Source organism: Promicromonospora thailandica (assembly GCF_024171955.1).
In the GTDB taxonomy this organism is placed as follows: Bacteria; Actinomycetota; Actinomycetes; order Actinomycetales; family Cellulomonadaceae; genus Promicromonospora; species Promicromonospora thailandica.
Window position 1 is genome coordinate 1 of the sequence record NZ_JAMTCS010000021.1, and the last position, 24200, is coordinate 24200.

Sequence of the window (24200 nt, forward strand, 5' to 3'; positions counted from 1 at the left end):
CTGACCGTGCTGGGGCGGCCCGAGGCGCCGCGTGCGCCGCGGGTGGAGGAGGTGCGCTCGGAGACGGTGGTGCTGAGCTGGGACCAGCCGAACAACAACGGCGCGGACATCACCGGCTACACGCTGCGGACCAACACCGGTCAGGAGCACGCCTGCGCGACCACGACGTGCACGTTCGACGGCCTGAAGAACAACGTGAAGTACACCTTCACGGTGGTGGCGACCAACGAGGTGGGCGACTCCGAGCCGTCGCCCCGGTCCCGTGAGGCGCGCCCGGACGAGAAGCCGGACAAGCCCGAGCCGCCGACGCTCGACTTCGACGACAGCGCGCTGATCGTGAGCTGGACCAACCGGAGCTACACGGACCGCTCGCCCATCGAGTGCGTCAACCTGGAGATCAGCCCTGCCCCGACCGACGGCGTGACCCAGAAGACGTGCCAGACCGGTGGCCGGATCACCTGGACCGGGCTGGAGAACGGCACCGCGTACACGGTGAGCGTGCAGGCCAAGAACAAGGCGCCCGACCCGTCCGACTGGAGCGACCCGTCCGCACCGGAGACGCCGGCCGCGCCCCCGGCGCAGCCCGCTCCGCCGACGGCGACGCGCGTGAACACCGCCGTGGGCGGGCAGATCACCGTCGAGTGGACCGCGCCCGCGAACAACGGTGACGCCGTCAAGGAGTACACCCTCACGGAGTACCAGGACGGCGCCATGACCCGCACGCTCAAGGAGACGGGTACGCGGAAGGTGATCCAGGACCTGAGCACCAACTCGACGTACACGTACACCGTCCAGGCCCGGAACAAGGCGGGCGACTCGCCGGTCAGCGGGCAGTCCAACGAGGTGGTGCCGTACGGCACGCCGGACACCCCGGGGACGCCGTCGGCAGCGCTCGGCTCGAACACGAGCGGTCAGGCGAACGTGAGCTGGAACCGCGTCGCCGCCGTCCGCGGTACCGGCGAGCGGTACGAGGTGCAGGCGAACGGCGCGGGGGCACGCGACGCGGGCAACACGACGTCGTACACCTACACGGGCCTGAGCAACGGCACGTCGTACACGTTCCAGGTGCGGGCGTGCAACGCCTACATCTGCTCCGACTGGTCGGCCGCGTCCGGCGCGGTGATCCCGTACGGCCCGCCGCCCACCCCGTCGATCAGCGCGAACGGCGGCGACCGCCAGGTCACGTTCACGTGGGACGGCCGGGCCACGAACGGCCGGGCCATCAAGAGCGTCCGGGTGACCGGCGCGTTCACCTCGTCGGCCACGAACGGCAGCCGGTCGGTGAGCACGGGCTACAGCTCGCGCCTCGAGGCCTGCGTGGTGGTGACGGACACCGAGAACCAGACGGCCCGCAAGTGCGCCGCCGCCACGTCGGACGCCCGGCCGGACCCGAAGGCGACCGTCACGCACGGCAGCCGGGTCAGCAACGGCGAGTGCTCGCACGCCTCGTGCGCGTACTTCCTGGTGAACGTCAGCGACTTCGACGCGGGAAGCCACCAGGTCGCGTGCTGGGCCGGTGACACCCCCGAGGTCAAGGGCTGGCACGACATCATCAGCCACGCCCGGACCTGGGCAGGGAGCTCCAAGTCGTCGTACACCTTCCCGGCGAACGGGTCGGTTCAGCTCCGGTGCTTCTTCGGGCATCCGGGAACGCCCGTGCGCGTCCTGATCGACGGCAAGGAGTACGGAGTCACCAACTGGTGGAACGGGTAGGATCCGGCGCCGCACCAGAGGCGTGACCGGCCACCGGGCAGACGGCGGCCGGTCACGCCATGATCGACACAACTTTTCACCCGCGAACGAGCAGTAACGAGCAGTAGGGAATGACGAGATGACCACGATGACCCCCGAGCAGGCGGCCTGGTTCGCCCAGACCTTCGACCGGCTCGTCGGCAACGTCGGCCAGGCGGTCCTGGGCAAGGCACCCGTGGTGCGCCTGGCGCTGACCTGCATGCTCGCGGAGGGGCACCTGCTGCTGGAGGACGCCCCGGGCACGGGCAAGACCATGCTGGCGCGCTCGATCGCGGCGTCGGTCCAGGGCTCGCACAACCGCATCCAGTTCACGCCGGACCTGCTGCCGTCCGACGTCACGGGCGTGACGATCTACGACCAGAACGCGGGCAAGTTCGACTTCCACCCGGGACCGATCTTCGCCTCGATCGTGCTGGCGGACGAGATCAACCGCGCGTCGCCGAAGACCCAGTCCGCGCTGCTGGAGGTCATGGAGGAGGGTCGCGTCACGGTCGACGGCGTCGCGCACACCACGGGCCGCCCGTTCATGGTGCTCGCCACCCAGAACCCGATCGAGCAGGCCGGCACCTACCGCCTGCCCGAGGCCCAGCTCGACCGCTTCCTCATGAAGACGTCGGTGGGCTACCCGGACCACGCGTCCACCGTGGAGATCCTGTCGGGTGCCGCGGTCAAGGACCGCAGCAAGGCCCTGCAGCCGATCATCACCACGAAGGCCGTCACCGAGATGGCCGACCTCGCCACGACGGTGCACACCGACACCGCCGTGCTGGAGTACGTGAGCCGCCTCGGCGAGGAGACCCGCAACGCGCCCGAGGTGCGGATCGGCGTCTCGGTCCGTGGCGCCCTGGCGCTCGTGCGCTGCGCCAAGGTGTGGGCCGCCGCCCACGGCCGCAACTACGTGCTGCCCGACGACATCAAGGAGCTGGCCCAGCCCGTCTGGGGCCACCGGTTCGTGCTGGACCCCGAGGCGGAGTTCGCGGGCGCCCGCTCCGACGTCATCCTGGCCCGGATCCTGGCCGACGTCGCGGCGCCGCAGGAGCGGGCCTCGGCATGACGACGACGGGCCTCCCCGCCGGCGCAGGCAGCACCGGGTACGGGAAACGACAGGAGAGGCCGCGTGGCCTCGGCGGAGCCGTTGCCGCAGGCCGCACGCAGCTCCTGCGTGGTCAGCGCGGCTGGGTGACCCTCACCGCCGCCGCCCGTTCGCGGGCGGCGGCGGTCGGCCGTGTCCTCGACCCCGTGCGCCGCACGTTCAGCACGTTCGGCATCGCGGTGACCCTCGCCGCCGTGGCCGCCTGGGTGGCCGGCCTCATGCTCGGCTGGCTCGAGGTGCTGGTCGCCGCGATCGTGCTCACCGTGACGCTCGTGTGCGCGATCGTGTTCGTGCTCGGCCGGTTCAAGTACGACGTCGTGCTGGACCTGGCGCAGGCTCGTGTGACGGTCGGCGACCGCGCCGTCGGGCGGCTGGACGTGCGCAACGCGTCGAGCCGCGCGCTGCTGCCCTCGGTCATGGAGCTGCCCGTCGGGAGCGGCACCGCCGCGTTCCCGGTGCCCCGGCTGCCCGGCGGCGGGTCGCACGAGGAGATCTTCACGATCCCGACGCGCCGCCGCAGCGTCATCACGGTGGGGCCGGTCAAGTCCGTGCGCGCGGACCCGCTGGGCCTGCTGCGCCGCGAGATGACCTGGACCGACGAGCAGGAGGTCTTCGTGCACCCGCGTGTCAAGAACCTCACGGGCTCCTCGACCGGCTTCCTCAAGGACCTCGAGGGCCGCGTCACCAACGACATCACGAACTCGGACGTGAACTTCCACGCCCTGCGTGACTACGTGCCCGGCGACGACCGGCGGCACATCCACTGGAAGACGACGGCGCGCACGGGCCAGCTCATGGTGCGCCAGTTCGAGGAGACGCGGCGCTCGCACCTCGCGGTGCTGCTGTCCACGCGCGCCGAGGACTATGCGAACGAGGACGAGTTCGAGCTCGCCGTGAGCGTGTGCGGCTCGCTGGGCCTGCAGGCCATCAAGGAGGATCGCGGCGTGACCGTGCTCGTCAACGAGGCCACGCTGCGCGGCGACCACCGCACGCGCCTCATGGACGACCTGTCGCGCATCGAGCTGGAGTCCCGGAAGTCGAAGCTGGTGGACCTGGCCCGCTCGGCCGCGATGGCGGCCGCCGACTTCTCGGTGATCGCGTTCGTCGTCGGCAGCCGCGTCACGCCCACCGAGCTGCGCTCGGCGTCGGCCCGCGTGCCCGCGGGCGTGCAGGTCATGGCCATCCAGTGCCAGCCCGGCGCCTCGCTCGGCCGGCACGCGATCGCCGAGCTGGGCGTCCTCACCCTGGGTCGCCTCGCCGACCTGCCGCTTGCGCTGAAGAAGATGAGTGACGGATGAGCGACGAGAACACGCGCGGGAACGTCCCGGTCGGTGACGGCAAGGCCGGCGCCGGCCGGCCGTCGTCGCGCACGCGCGGTACCCGCACCGGCTGGCGCACGGGCACCGGCCGCGGCACCACGCGCCGCCGCGACGCCGAGCAGCCGCGGGCCCTGACCGTGCTCGCCCTGGTCGACGTCGCGGCGCTGGTCGTGATGCTGGCCGCCGTGGCCGTCGGGTTCGGCCCCGTCTGGGGCTCGCTCGGGTACGTGCTGCCCACGGCCGGTGGCGCCGTCGTCGGCCTCACGGTGGCCTGGGTGGGCGCCTGGCGCCGCTTCCCCGCGGTCACCGTGACGGCGCTGGCGGTGCTCGGCTACCTCCTGCTCGGGGGCGCCTTCGCGCTGCCGCACACCACGATCGCCGGTGTGGTGCCCACCCTGGACACGCTGCGCGAGCTGCTGCTGGGCTCCGTCGAGGGCTGGAAGCAGTTCGTCACGACGGTGCCGCCCATGCGCTCCTTCCCGGACCTGGCCGTGGTGCCGTTCCTGCTCATGCTGCTGGTGGCGCTGGTCGCCGGCACCATCTCGTGGCGGGCGAAGCACGCCGTGTGGGCCGTCGTGCCCGTCGTCGTGGGCTTCGTGGGCGTGATCCTGCTGGGCACGGTCGACGAGGCGCTGCCGGTGCCGCAGGGTCTCGTGATCGCCATCGTGGGCCTGCTGTGGGGTGCCGTGCGGGTCATGGAGGCCCGCGTCGGCACGCACTCCATCAGCACCGAGTCGAGCCGGGAGGCCACGCGCCGCCTGCGCTGGTACCGCGTGCGCACCGGGGCCACGATCCTCACGGTCGCGGCGGTGGCCGCCGGGTTCGCGGCCCCGGCCCTGATGCCCCACCCGTCCCGCACCGTGCTGCGCGAGACGATCGTGCCGCCGCTGGACATCCACCAGTTCACGAGCCCGCTCGTCGCGTTCCGGCACTACGCCAAGGACGTCCGCGAGGAGGAGCTCTTCACGGTCAGCGAGCTGCCGGAGAACGGCCGCATCCGGCTCGCGACCCTCGACCGGTACGACGGCGTGGTCTTCGACGCGTCCGGCGACGGCGGCGACACCGGGTTCTACACCCGGGTCGGCGAGGAGATCGCGACGGACGAGGAGGGCACGCGCCTGCCGGTCGAGGTCACGGTCACCGGGTACAGCGGCGTCTGGATCCCGGAGGTCGGCGACCTGACCGGGGTGCGCTGGACCGGCCCGGACGCCGAGGCCCAGACCGACGGCACGTACTACAACTCGAAGACGCACACCGCGATCACCACGGCGGGCGTGAAGCCGGGCGACACGTACACGCTGGACACGCTGGTGACCGAGGATCCCGGCGAGGACGTGCTGAAGAAGGCGACCATCGCCGGCGCCGACCTCCCGGAGACCGACCCGACCGCGCTGCCGCCGGGTCTGCCGGCCAAGGCCGTCCAGTTCACGGGCGAGGAGACCGACCCGGTCACCAAGCTGTTCCTCATCCGGGACGCCCTGCAGGACTTCGGCGTCCTGTCGAGCGGCCTGGACGGCCAGACCCCCTCCCGCCCCGGCCACTCGGCCGAGCGCATCGACACGCTCGTCGAGGAGGAGAAGATGGTGGGCGACGACGAGCAGTTCGCCGTCGCGTTCGCCCTCATGGCGCGGCAGGCCGGCATCCCGGCGCGCGTGGTCATGGGCTTCTACCCGGGCGAGAAGAGCGAGTACGAGGAAGGCGAGCCCTGGACGGTGCTCGGCAGCGACGTGCACGCGTGGATCGAGGTGCCGTTCAAGGAGTACGGCTGGGTGCCGATCGACGCGGTGCCGGACGAGAAGCCGCAGATCCAGCCCGAGCCCAAGAGCCAGACGGTGCCCAAGCCCCCGGTGCTCCAGGACCCGGAGCCGCCGGAGGAGCCGGACAAGGCCAAGGCCGGCAGCGTGGAGGACGACGACAAGGACGAGGCCGAGAACGACCTCTTCGACTGGGGCCTGATCGGCATCATCCTGCTCGCCGTCGGCATCCCCCTGCTCCTGATCCTGGGCCCGGTCGTGGCGATCCTGGCGTACAAGGCGCGGCGCCGGGCGCGCCGCCGGAGCGCGGAGCAGCTGGCCGACCGGATCAGCGGCGGCTGGCACGAGGTGGTGGACGTGGTGACCGACCTCGGGACGACCGTGCCGCCGGGTGCGACACGGCGCGAGAGCGCCGGCGTCATCGCCGGGACGCACGAGCTGCCGGGCACGCTCGCGCTCGCCCACCGGGCCGACGCGACGGTCTTCGGGCACGGCGAACCGACCCCGGCAGATGTTGAGGCATTCTGGACAGAGGTGGACAAGCTGGTCGGCGGGCTACGCTCCACCGTGAGCACGCGACGGAGAGTGCGGGCGGCCCTGTCCCTGCGCTCCGTCTGGGCTCGGATCGGTGGACGCCGCGGGATCTTCGCGGCACTGGGGGGACTCGGTTCCCGGCGGACGAAGGAGAGTCGATGACGGACGTGGTCTGCGCTGGATGTGGTTCGACGCAGGACGGGAGCTCGCCGTACTGCGGCGTGTGCGGACGTCCCTTCCCGCGCCCCCAGACCGGTGAGGTGGGCACCACGGTGCCCGAGTCGCTCTCGCACACGCGGGTCGGTGTCGGGGTGGTCCAGGCGGCCCCGGTGGCCTACGCCGGGACGGGCCGGCGGTTCCTCGCGGCGCTCGTCGACGGGGCGGTGATCGGCGTCGTCACGACGATCGTGCTCCTGATCGGGCTCGCGAGCGCCGGCGGCACCGGGAACCTGCTGATGTCGACGGACGCCATCGCGGCGGCGATGCTGGTGCCGCAGACGATCAGCAGCATCCTCGTGCTCGGCTACTGGCTCGGCGTCTCCGCGTGGGAGGGCAAGACCGGCAGGACGGTCGGCAACCTCGTCTGCAAGATCCGCACGGTCGACGCCGTGGCCCACGACCCCATCGGGTTCGGCCGTGCTTTCCTCCGCTGGCTGATCGTGGGCCTGGGCTCGCTGGTGTGCCTCGTGGGCCAGGTGCTCGTGCTCGTCTCGCCGGCCTTCGACGGCGGCGGCAAGCGCCAGGGCTGGCACGACAAGCTCGGGCGCGCGGTGGTGCTCGCGGCGGACGGCGTCCCGGCGGCTCCTGCCGCCGCGACCGCGACCCCGACGAGCTCGTCGACCGGGGCCGGCGCCGCGAAGGCCCCCGCGGGCACGTCGCAGGTGTGGACGGGCGCGGCGAGCGGCGCCCCGGCGCCCGCCCAGCCCGCCCCGGCGCAGCAGCAGGACCCGTGGGCGTTCCCGGAGTCGTCCGGCGGTGCTGCCGCGGGCGGCGGCGTCATCACCGGCATCCCCGGGCAAGCGCCGGCCGGCCCGCCGGCGGGTGGCGCGCTGCCCCCGCAGGAGGAGCCCGCGACGGTCCGCCGCCCGCACCCGAGCTCGGGCGGGACGCCGCACCCCGGCCAGCCGGCGCAGCCGCCGGTCCAGCAGCAGCCGGCCCAGCCGCCGGTGGCGCCCACCGCGCCGGTGCAGCAGCCCGCGCAGCCGGACCTGACGCAGCGCGCCGCCGCGCCGGTCCGGCCACAGCCGCCCGTGCAGCAGCCGGTGCAGCCGCCGGTCCAGCCGCCCGTCCCGGTGCGGCAGCCGGAGGCCGAGCAGCGCGACTCCGCGCCGATCGACATGACGCGCACGCACATGAGCCGTCCGATGACGCCGGCGCAGGTGTCGGCCGTCGTGCTGGAGGTCGAGGGCGGGGAGCGCCACGTCGTCGACACGAAGGCGCTGGTGGGCCGCAATCCGCAGGCGCCCGACGGTTCCGGCTGGATCCTCATCAAGGTGGAGGACCCGACGCGGTCGGTGTCCAAGACGCACGCGGAGCTCGGTGTCGACACGGCGGGCCTGTGGCTCACCGACCGCGGGTCCACGAACGGGACGGTCGTCTCGGCGCCCGGCCTGCCGCCGCGCGTGGCGGAGCCGGGGGCCCGCGTGCGCGTGCCGGTGGGTTCGACGATCCACGTGGGCGACCGGCGCGTCGTCGTGCACCCGCAGGCGGACGCATGAACGACGCGCTGACGCTCGCCTGGGGCGCGGCCTCCGACAGGGGGCTGCGCCGCCAGCTCAACGAGGACGGCTACTTCGCGGGCGGCGGGGCGTTCTTCGTGGCCGACGGCATGGGCGGCCACGCGGCGGGCGAGGTCGCGAGCGCGACCGCGCTGGACTCGCTGCGCCCGCTCGCCGAGATCGAGCGGGTCGAGCCGCACCACGTCGAGGCACTGCTGGAGGAGGCCCAGGAGCGGGTCCGGGCCATCGAGACCTCGGGCCAGGGCCGTGGCGCCGGCACGACGCTGACCGGCGCCGTGGTGGCCTACCTCGACGACGCGCCGTACTGGCTCTTCGTGAACGTGGGGGACTCGCGCACCTACCTGCTGTCGAGCGGCGTGCTGGACCAGGTGAGCGTGGACCACTCCGAGGTCCAGGAGATGGTCGACGCCGGTACGCTCACGGCCGAGGAGGCGCGCAACCACCCGCGCCGCCACGTGATCACGCGGGCGCTGGGCGGCCGGGACGAGGCACGGGCCGACTTCCGGTACATCCCGATCGGCGCGCACGACCGGATCCTGGTGTGCTCGGACGGGCTGACGGGCGAGCTCACCGACCAGCAGATCACGGAGATCCTGCTGGGCCACCCGGACCCGCAGGTCGCGGCCGGCCGGCTGGTCGAGGCCGCGATCACGGCGGGGGGCCGCGACAACATCACGGTGATCGTGGTGGACGCGACGGGCGTGGCGCAGGAGACGGCGGGGTCGAGCACGGCGCCGCGCGGCGGTTTCGCCGACGAGGACACGATCCCGCGGGACTGATGTCGGTGAGGGTCGGTACGGTCTGACCCGGAGGCCTCGCACGGGGGTGTGTGGCAGGGGCGGGACACGAGCAAGGAAGCAACAGGGAGGCGACCATGAGCACCTCGGACGCTGGACGGCGCATGGGTACCCGGTACACGACGGGGAAGGCGCGCGTGATCGTGCGCGGCGACGCCGTCGTCGTGCTGCCCGGCGAGGGGGCCGGGGCGGACGACGCGGAGCGGGTCCACCGCCTGTGGGTGGACCTCGCCGTGCCCGGGTCCGGGGTCGCCGAGGTGCTGGGTACCCTCACGACGTCGGCGGTCGGGGGACTCAAGGGCGTGCCGCCCTTCGCGGTCGTGGTGCTCACGCGGGCAGGCGCGGGCGAGCCGGCGAGCGCGCACGTGGTGGCGCGCGGCGAGGGGCTGACGGTCACGATCGAGACCGGCTCCGGCGCGCAGACGGTGTCCGGGGCGGGCGTGATCTCGTGGACCGAGCGTGTGGTCGAGGGGGTCACTGCCGTCGAGGTGGCGACCGGCGTGTCGGGCTTCGGCAGCTTCGCGGACGGTCTGCCGGTGGAGTCGGGCGTCGTGCTGGCGGGCGTGGTGCGTCACCAGGTGGTCGAGCCGGCGGAGGTGGACGAGTCGACCACGCTGGCCGAGCCGGCCGCAGTCCTCGACACGGCCGGGCCCGTCGCTCCGGTCACGCCCGTCGCGCCGGTCGCGTCGCGGGCGGAGCCGGCCCCCGTGGTCGCGCCGCCCGTCCCGTCCCCCGCTCCCGAGCCGGAGCCGGAACCGTCCCCCGAGACCGTGGCCCCGCTGGGCACGGTGACGATGCTGCCCGCCTCGGAGGAGACGATCACGCCCGTCGAGGAGGGCAACGAGCCCGCCGCGCCGGAGCCCGAGGTCTCGCCGGCCGGTGACGACGGCCCGGACGAGGACGACTACCTGCACCTGTGGGGTGCCACGGTGGCCCACGGCGTCGAGGCCGCCGCCGTGCGGCCGGAGAGCCCGGAGGAGGCCGAGGAGGAGCCGGCCCCGTCCGCCGGTCCCGTGGTGCCGCCCCCGCCGGCCCCGCCCGCGCCCGCCCCGGAGCCCGCACCCGCGGCACCGGTCTCGTCGGGCGCGGACGGCATGATCTCCGGCGTGCCCATCTCGGGGGTGCCCGGCTGGTCCGGCGCGACGCCGGCCGCGGCGCACCGTGCCGCCGCCGTCGCAGCGGAGGCCGAGGAGAACGACGACCACGACGGTCACACGGTGATGTCGTCCGCGATCGCCGACCTGAAGGCCGCGGCGTCCTCGCCGTCGGCGCCCAGGTTCGCGGCGCCCGCCAACCCGAACGCGCCCATGATCCTCGCCGTGACGTGCGAGAACGGCCATGCCAACCCCACGGCGCGCGAGACCTGCCGCGAGTGCGGCAGCGCGCTGTCCGCCGAGGCCGCGCTCGCACCGCGCCCGTCCCTGGGCCGCATGGTCGTGACGTCGGGCGCCGCCACCGGCGGGGTGCCGGGGGTGCGCGGCGGCCAGGTGATCGAGCTCGACCGGCCGGTGATCGTGGGCCGCCGCCCGCGCACCAGCAACACGTCGGCCGACCAGATGCCGCGTCTGGTGACGGTGTCCAGCCCGCAGCAGGACATCTCCCGCTCGCACACGGAGGTCTCGCTCGAGGACTGGCACGTGCTCGTCACCGACCTGGCCACCACGAACGGCACCACCCTGCTGCGCCCGGGCCAGCCCCCGCGGCGCCTGCACCCCAACGAGAAGGAGCTCGTGTCCGACGGCGACGTCGTGGACCTGGGCGACGGCGTGACCCTCACGTTCGAGGGCATCTGGTGAGGGCCCCGACCAGCTCGACCACTGACGAAGGAGAAGCGTGAGCAGCAAGAGGAAGCCGTCCCCGCCACCCGAGATCGAGGGCTTCGAGTACCGCAAGCTCATCGGCTCGGGTGGTTTCTCGGACGTGTTCCTGTACGAGCAGCAGCGACCGCGCCGGCAGGTCGCGGTCAAGGTGCTGCTCAAGGAGTGGTCGAGCGCCACCCAGCGGGCGGCGTTCGACGCCGAGGCGGACCTCATGGCGACACTGGGCAACCACCCGTCGATCGTCACCATGTACGAGGCGGGCGTCGCGAACGACGGCCGCCCGTTCCTGGCCATGGAGTACTGCTCGCGCCCCAACCTCGGCGCGCGCTACCGGTCGGAGCGGTTCTCGGTGGCCGAGGCGCTGCGCATCACCATCCAGATCGCCGGCGCCGTGGAGACTGCGCACCGGCTGGGCATCCTGCACCGCGACCTCAAGCCGTCGAACATCCTGGTCACGCAGTTCGGCCACCCGGCGCTGACCGACTTCGGCATCTCGTCCACCGTGGACGAGGCGTCCGCGGCCGAGGGCATGTCGATCCCGTGGTCGCCGCCGGAGTCGTTCGGCGACCCGCCGATGTCGGGCATCGCGACCGACGTGTGGGCCCTGGCCGCCACCTGCTACACGCTGCTGGCCGGGCGCACCCCGTTCGAGACCCCTGGCGGGTCGAACACGTCGGCGGACCTGGTGCGTCGCATCGAGCAGGACGAGCTGCCGCCCGTGAGCCGCAGCGACGTGCCGCCGTCGCTGGAGCGCGTGCTGCGCATCGCGATGTCGAAGCAGGTCGCCTCGCGCTACCCGACCGTGCTGGCCTTCGCGCGCGAGCTGCAGAAGGTCCAGGTCGAGCTGTCGCGCGACGTCACCCCCATCGACCTGCTGGACGAGTCCGGCGCGATGCAGGAGGACGAGGCGGAGGCCGACGGCACACGCCTGCGGCAGGTCGTCACCATCGACCCCGCGGGTGCCGCGGCGGCGGGTACGCCGAGCGCGTTCGGCCCCGGCGGCGGGTTCGGGCCCGGCGCGGGCGCCGCGCCGGTCGCCGCGGCGGGCAGCACGTACGCCCCGCGGCCCACCCTGGTCCCCGCTCCCGCGGAGTCGGACGACACGGTCTACCGCTCCACCGCGGACCCGGCGACGCAGGGTACGCAGGCGATGGCGGGCTCCGTCGCGCAGGCGGGCGTCGCCCCCGCGCCCGAGCAGGCCCCCGAGGAGGAGCAGCCCCGGCGCGGCGCGTGGGCGCTCGTCGCCGGAGTGGTGGTCGTCGCCGTCGTTGCCGTCTCGGCGTGGGCGCTGACCCGCGGCACCGACGAGCCGACCGGCGAGGAGACGGCCGCGACGTCCACCTTCGTGCCCCCGCCGCCGGCCGGCGGCTACGTGCCGCCGGTGGCCGAGCTCACGGGCACGGTGCAGGGCAAGGAGGCCGTCTTCTCGTGGACGGCGCCGAAGTCGCTCGAAGAGGGGGACACCTACGCCTACCGCGTGCTGGAGCTGACGGGGGACCCCGTGCCCCAGCCGGTACCCGGCAACGCCACGACCGTGACGGTGCCGCTCAAGGGTGAGCAGGAGCTGTGCGTCGAGGTGCTGGTCGTGCGTGCCAGCAAGGCGTCGAGCGGCCAGGACGCCTGCGTGACGCCGTAGCCGGCAGGACAGGTCTCAGCTCCGGGGGAACCGGCCCGGAGGAGGAACACAGGGAGGTGAGTGGATGAACGGCCTTGCGATCGAGTTCGCCGGCGAGTGGTTTCGACCGTCCGAGGAGGGCGCGCCCTTCGACATCGGGCGGGAGGGCGACCTCGCGATCGACGACAACCCGTACCTGCACCGCCGTTTCCTGCGCATCGCGCACGAGGACGGCATCTGGTGGCTGTCCAACGTCGGCTCCCTCATCTCGGCGACGGTGTGCGACGCCGGGGGCGGCGTGCAGTCCTGGCTCCCGCCGGGCAACCGCCTGCCCCTGGTCTTCCCCACGACCTCGATCGTGTTCACCGCCGGCCCGACGACGTACGAGATCACGGCACAGCTCGACAACGCGCCGTACCACGAGATCCGCTCCGAGGACGAGGACGACTCCGGGGCCACGACGATCGGTGCGATCAGCTTCACGAAGAGCCAGAAGCAGCTCATCGTGTCGCTGGCGGAGCCCATGCTGCGCCGCGAGGGCACCGGACTGAGCGAGATCCCGTCGTCCGCGGCCGCGGCCCGGCGGCTCGGCTGGGCGAGCACGCGGTTCAACCGCAAGCTCGACAACGTGTGCGAGAAGCTCGACCGGATCGGCGTGAAGGGGCTGCGCGGCGGCCCCGGTGCGCTCGCGACCAACCGCCGCGCCCGGCTCGTGGAGTACGCGGTGGCGTCGCGCCTGGTGACGTCCGCCGACCTGCCGCTCCTCGACGAGCCCGACGAGGAGAAGGGGACCACGGCATGAGCACACCCGAACGAACCACGGCGCAGGTCGTGGTGGCCTGGGTCATCGGTGGCGCCGCGATCACGTTCGTCGTCGTGGTCTTCGGCACGGTCCTGCTCACGGGCGCCGGGACCGGCAATTTCTTCGACCCCTGGAGGGCGCTCGGCCGCGTCCTGACCACGGGGTCCACATGGCTCGCCACGCTCGGTGGCGGCGTGGTCGGCGGGGTGGTGGCGGCGATCGTGGCCGGCATCCAGGACAAGCGGAAGTGACGGGGAGGATTCATGCGCGTCAAGGTGACGCTCGTACGTTCGGACGGTAGCCACGACGACGTGGTGGTGACCGCGGACGCCGGCGCTCGGATCGGCGAGATCGCCGACACGATCGCCCGGGTGGACCCGTCGGCGCCCGGCGCCCCGGGCCGGCCGCGCACGCTGGAGGCGCAGCTGCCGGGTCAGGACCGGCCCGTCCGCCTGCCCGCGGACGCCGCGCTCGGTGAGGCGTGGATCGGCTCGGGCGCCTTCGTGGCGTCGGTGGAGCAGTCCATGCCGGGCTTCGACTACCCGGGCTCCGACGCCGTCCGTGCCGCGATCCGGATCGAGGGCGGCGGCACGGTCGAGCTGACCGAGGGCTCGTGGGTGCTGGGCCGCTCGCAGGAGTGCGACGTCGTCGTCGACGACCCGATGGTGTCGAAGCAGCACCTGCGCCTGGACGTGTCCGAGGGCATCGAGGTGGTCGACCTCGGCTCCGCGAACGGCATCCTGGTGGACGGTGTCCACGTGCAGCGCCTCAAGATCGAGGGCTCGCAGCGCGTGGTGCTCGGCGACACGGCCGTGACGATCGAGAGCCGCCGGCCCGCCACGATCACCGGCGTCACACCCAAGGCGGGTCCGGTCTCCTTCACGCGGTCGCCACGCGTCGAGGCGCGGTACCAGGGCGAGGAGTTCGAGTCGCCGGAGGCCCCCAAGGAGACCGACCCCTCGGAGTTCCCCTTCCTGGCGCTGCTCGCCCCCGTGCTCATGGGCGGCGGCATGTTCGTCATGACCGGTCGGGTCATGTCGCTGCTGTTCGTGGTCATGGCGCCGGTCATGATGATCGGCAACCACGTCACGCAGAAGCGGCAGAAGCGCAAGCGCCTGGAGCGTGACGTCGAGCGGTTCGAGGAGAAGCTCACCTCGCTGCGCGAGGTGCTCAAGGAGGAGAAGGAGACCGAGCGCAGCGTCCGGCTGCGTGAGGCGCCCGCCACCCAGCACGTCTACGTCGAGGCCATGCGGCACGGCCCGCTGCTGTGGACGCGCCGCCCCGAGCACTGGAGCTTCCTCAACGTCCGGTTCGGGCTGGGCACCATGCCGTCGCGGAACACCGTGAAGACGGGCGGCAAGGGCCAGCTCATGAAGGAGTACCAGGAGATCCTCGACAACCTCGTCGAGCAGTACGAGGACGTCGACGGCGTGCCCGTCGTCGAGAACCTGTACGACGCCGGCGCGCTCGGCTTCGCCGGCCCGCCCGCCCGCGTGGTCGGCTCGCTCAACGCCGTGCTGCTCCAGCTCACCGGCCTGCACTCGCCGTCGGAGCTGGTGGTCACCAGCATCGTGAGCCCCGTGTGGACCCAGCACCTGCAGTGGCTCACCTGGATCCCGCACACCTCGTCGGCGCACAGCCCGATCGAGGGGCACCACCTCGCGGACTCCGCCTCGGGTGCGCAGCGCCTGCTCGCCCAGCTCGAGGAGCTCATCTCCACCCGCCTGAAGGCGGCGCGCGGCGGCACCCGCCGCGGCGCCATCGCGGAGGACAACGCGGCGCTCGAGCGCGGCGGCGACGTCGGCAGCAAGAGCAAGACCGACACCGGCACGAAGTCGCCGGTGCCCGCCGTGGTCGTGGTCATCTCGGACGACATCGACGTGGACCGCGCGCGCCTGATCCAGCTCGCGGAGATGGGCGCCGACGCCGGCGTCTACCCGCTGTGGATCTCCGCCGAGTCGGCCGCGCTGCCCGCGGCCTGCCGCACGTTCGTCGAGGTGACCCAGGAGGGTCCGCGCGTCGGCATGGTGCGCCTCGGCCGCTGGGTCGACGACATCGCGCTGGAGGAGGTGGACGGGAAGACCGCGCTCGAGTACGGCCGCCGGCTCGCCCCGGTGTTCGACGCCGGAGCCATCGTCGAGGACGCGTCCGACCTGCCGCGCTCGATCACGATGCCCTCGCTGCTGGGGCACGACCTGTTCGAGAGCCCCGACGCCGTCATGGAGCGCTGGCGCCAGAACCTGTCCGTGTACGACCGGACCGGCCACGGCGCGAAGCGCAAGCGGCCCGGCTCCCTGCGCGCGATCGTCGGCTCGGCCGGTGTGGACGCCCAGCACCTCGACCTGCGGTCCCAGGGCCCGCACGCCCTGGTCGGCGGTACCACGGGTGCCGGTAAGTCGGAGTTCCTGCAGGCCTGGGTGCTCGGCATGGCCGCCGAGTACAGCCCGGACCGCGTGACCTTCCTCTTCGTGGACTACAAGGGCGGTTCGGCCTTCGCGGACTGCGTCAACCTGCCGCACTGCGTGGGCCTCGTGACCGACCTCTCGCCGCACCTGGTGCTGCGCGCCATCACGAGCCTCCGCGCCGAGCTGCACTACCGCGAGCACCTCTTCAACCGCAAGAAGGCCAAGGACCTGCTCGAGCTGGAGAAGCGCGGCGACCCCGAGACGCCGCCGGCGCTGGTCATCGTGATCGACGAGTTCGCCGCCCTCGTGGGCGACGTGCCCGAGTTCGTGGACGGTGTGGTCGACGTGGCCCAGCGTGGTCGCTCGCTCGGCATCCACCTGATCATGGCGACCCAGCGCCCCGCCGGTGTCATCAAGGACAACCTGCGGGCCAACACGAACATGCGCGTGGCCCTCCGCATGGCCGACGAGTCGGACTCCTCCGACGTCGTCGACGTCAAGGACGCCGCGTTCATCGACCCGGCCATCCCCGGCCGCGGGCTCGTCAAGACCGGCCCCGGCCGCGTGCAGGCCTTCCAGTCCGCCTACGCCGGAGCCTGGAGCACCCGGGCGCCCGAGCGGGCCAAGGTCGAGGTCGCGCGGCTGCACTTCGGCCGCGAGGAGAAGTGGGAGGAGCCGGTCGTCGAGTCGGACGGCGCGGCGGACGAGAAGGACCTCGGCCCCAACGACCAGCAGCGCCTGGTCACCCGGGTCCAGGAGGCCTTCGAGCGGGGCCGGCTGCCGATCCCGCGGCGTCCGTGGCTGGACTCGCTGGCCGACGTGTACGACCTGACGCGGCTGTACCAGCGCACCGACACCGAGCTGCTCATCGGTGTGGCGGACATGCCCGAGCAGCAGGCCCAGGCGCCGATGTACTTCAACCCGGACAAGGACGGCCACCTGGGCGTCTACGGCACGGGTGGGTCCGGCAAGTCGACCACGCTGCGCACGCTCGCCGCGGTCGCGGGGATCACGCCGCGCGGCGGCCCCGTGCACGTGTACGGCCTGGACTTCGCGGCCGGCGCGCTGCGCATGCTGGAGTCCCTGCCGCACGTCGGCACCATCGCCAAGGGCGACGACACCGAGCGCGTGGTCGGCCTGATGCGGATGCTGCGCGACGAGCTGCTGCGCCGCGGCGAGGCGTTCGCCGCCGTGAACGCCGCGAGCGTCACGGAGTACCGGCAGGTCACCGGACGGCAGGACGTGCCGCGCATCCTCCTGCTGGTGGACGGCTTCGCGAACTTCCGCGACGAGTACGAGGTGGGCGCGGGCCGGGCCGAGTGGTTCGAGGCCTTCCGCGACATCCTGAACGACGGCCGCGGTCTCGGCATCCACGTCGTCTTCACCGCCGACCGGTCGGGCGCCGTGCCCACCTACGTGCGGTCCCTGGTGCAGCGCAACATCCTGCTGCGCATGACCGACGACGGGTACCTCGCGTTCAACGCGCCCCGGGACATCGTGACGCCGACGTCGCCCAGCGGGCGCGCCGTCGTCGACTCGCTCGAGGTGCAGGTGGCCGTGGTCGGCGGCACCAAGTCGGTGCAGGAGCAGGCGATCGCCACCGACCGGCTCGCCGAGTCGATGCGCCGGGCCGGGGTGCGTCCCGCGCCGGCGGTCAAGGTGCTGCCGACCGAGTACCCGGCACGGGTCCTGCCGCCGTCGGTCGACGGGCTGCCGGTGCTCGGCCTCGACAACATCGCCCTGGAGCCGCTCGGCTTCGAGCCGACGGGCACGCTGGTCGTGGCCGGCCCTCCCGGGTCCGGCCGGTCGAACGCCCTGGTGCACATCGCCCAGTCGGTCCAGCGGGCCAACCCGGAGGCGCGGCTCTACCTGTTCGCGCAGTCCCGGTCGCCGATCGCGGGCGAGGTCGCGTGGGCCGACGTCGCGATGGGCGTGGACAAGGTCGCCGACATGGCCAAGGAGCTGCTGGCGGCGGTCCAGGACGAGGACACCACGCCGGGCATCGTCATCGTCATCGAGGGCCTCAACGAGTACCTGCAGACGCCGGCGGACAAGGCGATCCAGGACCTCACCAAGGCCGTCAAGAAGTCGGACCACCTGCTCGTCGCCGAGGCCGAGACCGGCTCGTGGGGCGCCACGTGGCCGCTGCTCTCCGAGGTCAAGAGCGGCCGCCGCGGCCTCCTGCTCCAGCCGGAGAACCTGGACGGCGACACGATCCTCAAGACCACGCTGCCCCGTGCCGCGAAGGGCGAGTTCCCCGTGGGCCGGGGCGCCTGGATCGCGCGCGGCAAGAGCGTCCGGGTGCAGGTGCCGCTGGTGCTCGGCTCCGAGAGCTGACCCACCTGTCGCGGGGCGGTCATGGGGAGTGCTCCCCATGGTCGCCCCGCGACGTCCGCCGGTACGGTGCTGGCAGACACGAGACCCGACCGAGGAAGCAGGGGGTGAACGATGGCTGGCTACGACCTGTCGATCAACATGGATCAGCTGACGGCGCTGAAGGATGACCTCAAGGCCATCACCAGCGAGCTCGAGAACGCCGACGGGAACGCGCAGGCGGCCGCCGACGCGACCGGCCACGACGAGCTGCGTGACCGAGTGAACGACTTCGCCGACAAGTGGGAGATCAAGCGCGGCGAGATGCTCGAGAACGTCAAGAAGCTGTCCGACATCATCACGCAGATCGTGGACACCTTCAAGGAGATCGACGCCGGCCTCGGCAAGGCGCTCGAAGACGCGGCGTCGAAGTAGGGGGCGGCACGATGGGGGACAAGCAGTGGGAGGAGCTCGACGGCGAACCCGGCGTCGTCGAGAGCAAGGGGCGACGGTACACGGAGCTGGCGGAGGCGATCTCGCGGTCGGTGACGACCCTGCAGCAGATCGTCGACGACACGAGCACGACGGCGAAGTCGATGGACAAGACGCGCAAGCTCGCCGGCGAGGTCCGCGAGGACATCGAGAAGGCCCGCGAGCGGTACTCGTACACGGGTGAGGCGCTGACCACCTACGGTGCCGCGCTGCGGACGGCGCAGGCCGAGGCCGACCCGGCCGCGGTCCGGCTCAGGACCCTGCGGTCCGAGCTCGCGACCGCGCAGACGACCGCGCACAACGCCGAGAGCGCCGTGGACGACCTGCCAGGCGACGCGAGCCAGGCGGACACCACCGAGGCGAACCGGACGCTGCGGCACGCGAACAACGCGGTCGGCGACCTGCAGCGCGAGATCTCCAACGCCGAGGCCGACTGGACCAGCGGCCACAACGACAAGAACACCGCCGCGCGCACGGCGATCTCGAAGATCGAGGAGGTCGTGAGCGGCGACAAGGTCAACGGGCTCGAGGACAGCCGCTGGGACAAGTTCAAGGACTGGGCCAAGGGCGCGCTCAAGGTCATCAAGATCATCTGCGACATCGCGGGCATCCTGGCGATCTTCCTGTCGTGGGTGCCCATCCTCGGCCAGGTGCTGCTGGTGCTCGCCGCGATCGGCTCGATCATCGCGATCGTCGAGAACATCGTGAAGATCGCCCGCGAGGGGTTCAGCTGGGGCGCGCTCCTCGGGATCGGCCTGGGCGTCATGGGTCTGTTCGGCGGCAAGGCGATCGGCATGCTCGCCAAGTACGCGAAGGCGCGCTCGGTGGTCCAGACGGCCGGCACCATGAGCAACTCGGCCGCCAAGGCCAGGTTCGGGACCGCCCTGCTCAAGTCCTCGCGCAAGACGCTGGCCATGACCAAGGGCCAGCGGGTGACCGAGGTGCTCAAGTCGCCGTTCGTGCGCTCGGCGGGTGACAAGGCCGTGGCCGGCATGGTGCGCAACGGCCTGTACAAGAACGCCTTCACGTCGTGGCGCGGCTCGCACTTCCCGCTGCCGTTCAAGGACGGCGGCGCGCGGTTCGCGGTGGGCAACGACGACGTCGTCGACATGATGAAGCACTTCACCCAGACGGGTCTGCGGATCGACGGCGTGACGAGCACGGCGCAGGCGATCTCGACGGTCGGTGCCGTCTTCCACCAGAGCGCCAGCCTGGCGGTGGGTGCCGGCAAGCTCGGCACGGCGATCGCCGGCGGTGACGGCTGGGGCGTGTTCGGCGAGGGCAACTCCCTGGCGACCGGCGCGGCAGGCGGCGACTGGGGGAAGATCACGGGCCTGCCCGGTACGATCAACGGCGTGGTGGGCAACATCAACGACCTGGTGGGCAGCGACAAGGGCGCCGGTGCCGGCGGCGGCGGGGGTGGTGGTTCGTGGTGAGCAACCGGATCGCAGGTTTCGAGCTGCGCCTGCCGGAGTCCTGGCATGTCGTGCCGACCGAGGTACCCGACCAGATCGAGCCCTGGGCCCGGTCCACGGCGGAGGCTCTCGTCGGTGGCGCCCCGGCGCCGGAGCGACCCGACGCGATGACCGAGGACGTGACGGACATCCTCGCCGAGCAGCTCGCCGACGTGGCGAAGGCCGTCGTCGACACCCGGATCGGCGGCCTGCAGACCGCGGTGCTCGTGCGGCACCCCGAGCTCGGTGCCGTCGACGCGATGGTGACCGTCGGGGCCACGGAGGACCTGGCGCTCGACGCGTTCGCGGCGCAGCTCCAGGCGATCGTCGAGAGCTCCGAGGAGCACGACTTCGCGTTCGCCGGCCGTGTCGACGGCACGTCCGACGCAGGACAGGTCACCGGCCTGCACTCGATGATCAGCCACTTCGGCGACCTCGGGATGGAGGGCACGGCCGTGCTGGAGGAGCGCGTGGTGCTCGGCGTCTTCCCGCCCGGGTGCGCGGACATGGTCGAGCTGACGGCCATCGCCCGCAGCGTCGGCACCTTCGACGACATGCCGCAGGAGATGCTGGACCTGCTCGCAGGGCTGGCCGTCGAGCTGGAGGCAGCATGACGCAGGATGCGAACCCCGACGTGAAGGTGCTGGGCCGCGAGGTCCGCGTCATCGTCCCGGGAACATGGGTCAACATCCCGCTCGAGAGCGCGGAGAAGGCCGGAGCCTTCATCAAGCGCCTGGTCCGGGAGCAGGTGGGCCCGGCGGACCGGCTCGCGCGCATGCGGCGCCAGGCGGTGGAGGAGATGTTCGGTACCGCGCGCGACGCGGCGGCCATCGGCGTGCACACGTACCTGATGTCGCTGGAGCTCGCCCCGGGCGTGCCGTTCCCCGCCGCGCTGCTCATGGCCGACGACGAGTGGCCCGAGGCGGTCCGTCCCCTGGTGGACGACGGCGACCTGGCCGGCGCCCTGAAGGCGGCGTACCCCGAGGGTGAGGTGGCGGTGCAGAGCAACGGCCTGCCGGCCGCCCGCATCTCCGAGATGACGCAGGGGCAGGCCGGCGAGGGCGAGGAGGCCGTCGAGGTGCTCACGATGCGCCTCGAGTACCACATGCCCCATCCGGCCGACTCGTCGAAGATGCTCTTCGTCCGGGTCAACGTTCCCGACATCCCCTCCGCCGAGCCGTTCGCCATGCTCTTCGACGAGATCGTCGACTCGATCATGTTCCTGGACGACCGGGACGCCCCGGCCGAGGACCGTGCCGCCGCTGCCGCGGTGCCGGCCGGTTGACGCCGACGACAGGGGCCGATGGGTATCTCTACCCATCGACCCCTGTCGCGGTACGGCCCTACCGTCGGGGTAGGACCGGCCCTGGACAGCGGCCCGCGGACACTGACGTAGGAGAGAAGCGATGAGCGACAAGCAGTGGGAGGAGCTCGACGGCGAGCCGGGCACCGTCGAGGCCAAGGGCCGGAAGTACACCGAGCTCGCCGAGGCCATCGCCCGGTCGGTGACCACCCTGCAGCAGATCGTCGACGACACCAACACCACGGCGAAGTCGATGGACAAGACGCGCAAGCTCGCCGGCGAGGTGCGCGAGGACATCGACAAGGCGCGGCAGCGGTACTCCTACACAGGTGAGGCGCTGACGACCTACGGCGCCTCGCTCCGCACGGCCAAGAACGAGGCCGACCCGGCCGCGCAGCGGCTGCGGACGCTGCGGGCCAACCTGGAGAGCGCGCAGGCGACCGCGCAGAGCGCCGACAGCGCCGTGGACGACCTGCCCACGGACGCGAGCGACGCCGACAAGAGCGACGCCCAGCGCGCGCAGACCAACGCGAACAACGCGGTCAGCGACCTCCAGACGCAGATCACGCAGGCCGAGTCCGACTGGAACAGCGGCCACAACGACAAGAACACGGCCGCCCGCTCCGCGATCTCGAAGATCGAGGAGGTCGTGAGCGGGGACAAGGTCAACGGGCTCGAGGACAGCGGCTGGGACAAGTTCAAGAACTTCGTCAAGGGTGCCTACAAGATCTTCAAGATCATCTGCGACGTCGCGGGCATCCTGGCGATCTTCCTGTCGTGGGTGCCGATCCTCGGCCAGGTGCTGATGGTGCTCGCCGCGATCGGCTCGATCATCGCCATCATCGAGAACATCGTGAAGTTCGCCCGGGGCGAGATCGGGTTCGGTGCGATGCTGCTCGGCGTCGGCCTCGGCGTGATGGGCCTCTTCGGCGGCAAGGCGATCGGCTCGGTGGCCAAGTACGCCAAGGCGCGCTCGGTGGTCAAGACGGCCGCGACCATGAGCAACCGTGCCGCGAAGGTCAAGTTCGGCAACGCCCTGCTGAAGAGCTCTCGCAAGACGCTGGCCATGACCAAGGGGCAGCGGGTGACCGAGGTGCTCAAGTCGCCGTTCGTGCGTTCGGCGGGCGACAAGGCGGTGTGGGGCATGGCGAAGAACGGCCTCTACAAGAACGCCTTCAAGTCCTGGCAGGGTGCGAAGTTCCCGCTGCCGTACAAGGACGGCGGGGCGCGGTTCGCGATGGGTAACGACGACGTCGTCGACATGATGAAGCACTTCAGCCAGTCGGGCATCGTGATCGACCGCGTGACGAGTAACGCGCAGGCGATCGCGACCGTCGGCGCCGTCTTCAACCAGACCGCCAACCTGGCCAACAACGCCGCCAAGCTCGGCACGAGCATCGGCGGCGGGGACGGCTGGGGCGGTTTCAACAGCGGCAACTCGCTGGCCACCAGCGGCGCCGGTGGGTCGTGGGGCAAGATCACCGGGCTGCCGGGCAACGTCAACAACGCGGTGACCGGTGTGACCGACGTGTTCGGCCACGACGGCTACGTGGCGGGCAAGTGGTGAACCGCCCGGTCTGACGGCGTCCGCGCGACGGGGCCGCCCCGCCCTCGGCGGCGGGGCGGCCCCGTGCGCGCCGGCTCAGTCCCGGGTACCCGGCTGGTCGCCGGTGCGTCCGGCGGCCCTGTTGGTCCGCCGGACCATCGCCAGGCCGGCCCAGACCGAGATGACCAGGAGCAGCCCGACGACGGTGATCCAGCCGCCCACCGCGACGAAGAGGTCGGTCGCCAGCACGTTCAGGAGCACGCCGACCACGCAGATCACGGCGGCCGCGCCGAACGCGTACATCGCGGGACGCGCGGCCTTGTTCAGCTGGGCGTCCTGCTCGGCTTTCCTCTTGTCGCTCATCGCGTGCGCTCCTGTCGGTCGGTGGCGTGCGTCGGTGGTGTTCGTCGTACCTGGTGGACCTTAGCCCGCATGGCGGAGCGGGTGAACTTCCGCAACGCCGACCCGGACGCTAGCGTGGGCGGCCGGACCACGCGATCACTGGCGATCAGGATTCGCGATCGAGACGGGAGCAGCGATGAGCGGAACGGTGGCCCCGGGCCCCGCAGGTGCGGTGCCGGACGGGCAGCGGCCGGGGCCGGGGCCGGCGAGCGTGGCCCTGCGGCCGCTGGGCTACCTGCTGATCGGGTCGGTCTGGCTCGCCATCTGGCTGGTCGCGGTCCTGCTGCTGGTGGGCTCGGTGCCCTACCTGGCGTTCGCCGACTCGGACGGCCTGGTCGAAGGAGTCGGGGACCGGCTCGCCGACCCCGTCGAGGCCGTCGTGTTCCTGCTCGTGCTGGTGCCGATCGCCGCGGCCGCCGTCGGTGCCGGCGGCTGGTACGTGCTGACGGCGTCCTGGCCGCTCGCCGTCCTGTCCTTCGTCTACGTGGTGCGCGCGCTGTCCCCGGCCTATGCGCGCCAGAAGCTGTCGTTCACGGCGCGGGCGGCCTGGGGCAGCACGATCGGCCCGCCCACCGTGGGCAACGTCGCGCTGTCGCTCCAGCCCGTCCGTGCCACCCGGTTCACCGACCGGGTCATGCGCTTCTACGTCGCGGGGTGGAGCCTGAACGTGCGCATGCTGCTCGCGATGCTGCCCGCCGGCCTCGCCTGGGTGACGGCGATCGGCGCGCTCGCGCCGAGCGTGCCCGAGGTGCTGCACGTGGTGTTCGGCGCCCTGACGGTGCTCCTCCTCGGCGCGTCGTGGACGCTGGGCGTCCGCGCCTTCCGGGGGGACGTGTCGGCCGCGCCGCACGACGGCGTCGGGGCGATGTCCGCCGACCAGCGCGCCCAGCGCCTGAAGGAGCTGCGGAAGCAGCGCGAGAAGCGGCTGCGGGAGCGGTGATCCCGGGCAGCGCCCCAGGTCGTGGGCGCTCGGTTCATGGGTAGGGGTACCCATCGACCGGGTTGTGGGGTGCCGTTAGTGTCGGGGTAGTCGGATCGGCCGTGGGGGCCGGCCGGGATC

Annotated in this window: 18 protein-coding genes; 17 read left to right on the top strand and 1 reads right to left on the bottom strand. The window is 72.3% G+C overall.

The genetic code is table 11. The features are described from left to right. The 16 genes from APR03_RS24590 to APR03_RS24665 all read left to right on the top strand — a co-directional run. Positions 1 to 1713 (top strand): fibronectin type III domain-containing protein (locus tag APR03_RS24590; RefSeq protein WP_253839999.1); only part of this gene is annotated, 1713 nt, incomplete at its 5' end. Between the two features lie 118 nt (positions 1714 to 1831). Then, the gene (locus tag APR03_RS24595) at positions 1832 to 2806 is read left to right on the top strand and encodes an AAA family ATPase (RefSeq protein ID WP_253840000.1); all 975 of its coding nucleotides are present in this window, start codon (positions 1832 to 1834) and stop codon (positions 2804 to 2806) included. Continuing rightward, on the top strand, positions 2803 to 4143 hold the full coding sequence (locus tag APR03_RS24600; protein WP_253840001.1) for a DUF58 domain-containing protein: 1341 nt from the start codon (positions 2803 to 2805) through the stop codon (positions 4141 to 4143). Before APR03_RS24595 ends, APR03_RS24600 begins: the two co-directional genes overlap by 4 nt. Next, on the top strand, positions 4140 to 6614 hold the full coding sequence (locus APR03_RS24605) for a transglutaminase-like domain-containing protein (protein ID WP_253840002.1): 2475 nt from the start codon (positions 4140 to 4142) through the stop codon (positions 6612 to 6614). The genes APR03_RS24600 and APR03_RS24605 overlap by 4 nt, the downstream gene beginning before the upstream one ends. Next, positions 6611 to 8170, top strand: coding sequence for an RDD family protein (locus APR03_RS24610; protein WP_253840004.1), 1560 nt, complete (start codon positions 6611 to 6613; stop codon positions 8168 to 8170). Before APR03_RS24605 ends, APR03_RS24610 begins: the two co-directional genes overlap by 4 nt. Then, positions 8167 to 8970: a PP2C family protein-serine/threonine phosphatase gene (locus APR03_RS24615; protein ID WP_253840005.1), complete on the top strand. Its 804-nt coding sequence runs from the start codon at positions 8167 to 8169 to the stop codon at positions 8968 to 8970. Before APR03_RS24610 ends, APR03_RS24615 begins: the two co-directional genes overlap by 4 nt. A gap of 95 nt (positions 8971 to 9065) precedes the next feature. Beyond that, entirely contained in the window at positions 9066 to 10784 is a 1719-nt protein-coding gene (locus APR03_RS24620) for an FHA domain-containing protein (RefSeq protein WP_253840006.1), read from the top strand. Positions 10785 to 10821: 37 nt separating this feature from the next. Continuing rightward, a complete protein-coding gene (locus tag APR03_RS24625; RefSeq protein ID WP_253840007.1) occupies positions 10822 to 12444 on the top strand; it encodes a serine/threonine protein kinase in 1623 nt (540 codons plus the stop codon). A gap of 64 nt (positions 12445 to 12508) precedes the next feature. After that, positions 12509 to 13225, top strand: coding sequence for a hypothetical protein (locus APR03_RS24630; protein ID WP_253840008.1), 717 nt, complete (start codon positions 12509 to 12511; stop codon positions 13223 to 13225). Then, positions 13222 to 13476, top strand: coding sequence for a hypothetical protein (locus APR03_RS24635; RefSeq protein ID WP_253840009.1), 255 nt, complete (start codon positions 13222 to 13224; stop codon positions 13474 to 13476). Before APR03_RS24630 ends, APR03_RS24635 begins: the two co-directional genes overlap by 4 nt. 12 nt (positions 13477 to 13488) lie before the next feature. Further along, positions 13489 to 17967, top strand: coding sequence for a type VII secretion EssC family protein (locus APR03_RS24640; protein ID WP_253840010.1), 4479 nt, complete (start codon positions 13489 to 13491; stop codon positions 17965 to 17967). 111 nt (positions 17968 to 18078) lie between these two features. After that, positions 18079 to 18378 (top strand): hypothetical protein, encoded by a 300-nt coding sequence (locus APR03_RS24645; RefSeq protein WP_253840012.1) that lies wholly within the window; start codon positions 18079 to 18081, stop codon positions 18376 to 18378. A gap of 11 nt (positions 18379 to 18389) precedes the next feature. Next, positions 18390 to 19871 carry a hypothetical protein gene (locus APR03_RS24650; RefSeq protein WP_253840014.1) on the top strand — a complete coding sequence of 494 codons (1482 nt, stop codon included), beginning with the start codon at positions 18390 to 18392 and terminating at the stop codon, positions 19869 to 19871. Next, positions 19868 to 20503, top strand: a complete 636-nt coding sequence (locus tag APR03_RS24655; protein WP_253840016.1) for a hypothetical protein — start codon at positions 19868 to 19870, stop codon at positions 20501 to 20503. Before APR03_RS24650 ends, APR03_RS24655 begins: the two co-directional genes overlap by 4 nt. Further along, positions 20500 to 21174 (top strand): hypothetical protein, encoded by a 675-nt coding sequence (locus APR03_RS24660; RefSeq protein WP_253840018.1) that lies wholly within the window; start codon positions 20500 to 20502, stop codon positions 21172 to 21174. Before APR03_RS24655 ends, APR03_RS24660 begins: the two co-directional genes overlap by 4 nt. 121 nt (positions 21175 to 21295) lie before the next feature. Further along, complete coding sequence (locus tag APR03_RS24665) at positions 21296 to 22759, top strand: hypothetical protein (protein WP_253840020.1); 1464 nt, start codon at positions 21296 to 21298, stop codon at positions 22757 to 22759. A gap of 75 nt (positions 22760 to 22834) precedes the next feature. Here the strand turns inward: APR03_RS24665 and APR03_RS24670 are convergent, their stop codons facing one another. Next, positions 22835 to 23101 (bottom strand): hypothetical protein, encoded by a 267-nt coding sequence (locus tag APR03_RS24670; protein WP_253840022.1) that lies wholly within the window; start codon positions 23099 to 23101, stop codon positions 22835 to 22837. A gap of 175 nt (positions 23102 to 23276) precedes the next feature. Between APR03_RS24670 and APR03_RS24675 the strand changes: the two genes are divergently transcribed. Continuing rightward, the gene (locus tag APR03_RS24675; protein WP_253840024.1) at positions 23277 to 24080 is read left to right on the top strand and encodes a hypothetical protein; all 804 of its coding nucleotides are present in this window, start codon (positions 23277 to 23279) and stop codon (positions 24078 to 24080) included. Positions 24081 to 24200: the final 120 nt, after the last annotated feature.

Excerpts from the sequence above, each read along its gene's own strand:
- APR03_RS24595 (WP_253840000.1), top strand. The coding sequence starts at position 1,832 with ATGACCACGATGACCCCCGAGCAGGCGGCCTGGTTCGCCCAGACCTTC.
- APR03_RS24600 (WP_253840001.1), top strand. The coding sequence starts at position 2,803 with ATGACGACGACGGGCCTCCCCGCCGGCGCAGGCAGCACCGGGTACGGG.
- APR03_RS24605 (WP_253840002.1), top strand. The coding sequence starts at position 4,140 with ATGAGCGACGAGAACACGCGCGGGAACGTCCCGGTCGGTGACGGCAAG.
- APR03_RS24610 (WP_253840004.1), top strand. The coding sequence starts at position 6,611 with ATGACGGACGTGGTCTGCGCTGGATGTGGTTCGACGCAGGACGGGAGC.
- APR03_RS24615 (WP_253840005.1), top strand. The coding sequence starts at position 8,167 with ATGAACGACGCGCTGACGCTCGCCTGGGGCGCGGCCTCCGACAGGGGG.
- APR03_RS24620 (WP_253840006.1), top strand. The coding sequence starts at position 9,066 with ATGAGCACCTCGGACGCTGGACGGCGCATGGGTACCCGGTACACGACG.
- APR03_RS24630 (WP_253840008.1), top strand. The coding sequence starts at position 12,509 with ATGAACGGCCTTGCGATCGAGTTCGCCGGCGAGTGGTTTCGACCGTCC.
- APR03_RS24635 (WP_253840009.1), top strand. The coding sequence starts at position 13,222 with ATGAGCACACCCGAACGAACCACGGCGCAGGTCGTGGTGGCCTGGGTC.
- APR03_RS24640 (WP_253840010.1), top strand. The coding sequence starts at position 13,489 with ATGCGCGTCAAGGTGACGCTCGTACGTTCGGACGGTAGCCACGACGAC.
- APR03_RS24645 (WP_253840012.1), top strand. The coding sequence starts at position 18,079 with ATGGCTGGCTACGACCTGTCGATCAACATGGATCAGCTGACGGCGCTG.
- APR03_RS24650 (WP_253840014.1), top strand. The coding sequence starts at position 18,390 with ATGGGGGACAAGCAGTGGGAGGAGCTCGACGGCGAACCCGGCGTCGTC.
- APR03_RS24660 (WP_253840018.1), top strand. The coding sequence starts at position 20,500 with ATGACGCAGGATGCGAACCCCGACGTGAAGGTGCTGGGCCGCGAGGTC.
- APR03_RS24665 (WP_253840020.1), top strand. The coding sequence starts at position 21,296 with ATGAGCGACAAGCAGTGGGAGGAGCTCGACGGCGAGCCGGGCACCGTC.
- APR03_RS24670 (WP_253840022.1), bottom strand. The coding sequence starts at position 23,101 with ATGAGCGACAAGAGGAAAGCCGAGCAGGACGCCCAGCTGAACAAGGCC.
- APR03_RS24675 (WP_253840024.1), top strand. The coding sequence starts at position 23,277 with ATGAGCGGAACGGTGGCCCCGGGCCCCGCAGGTGCGGTGCCGGACGGG.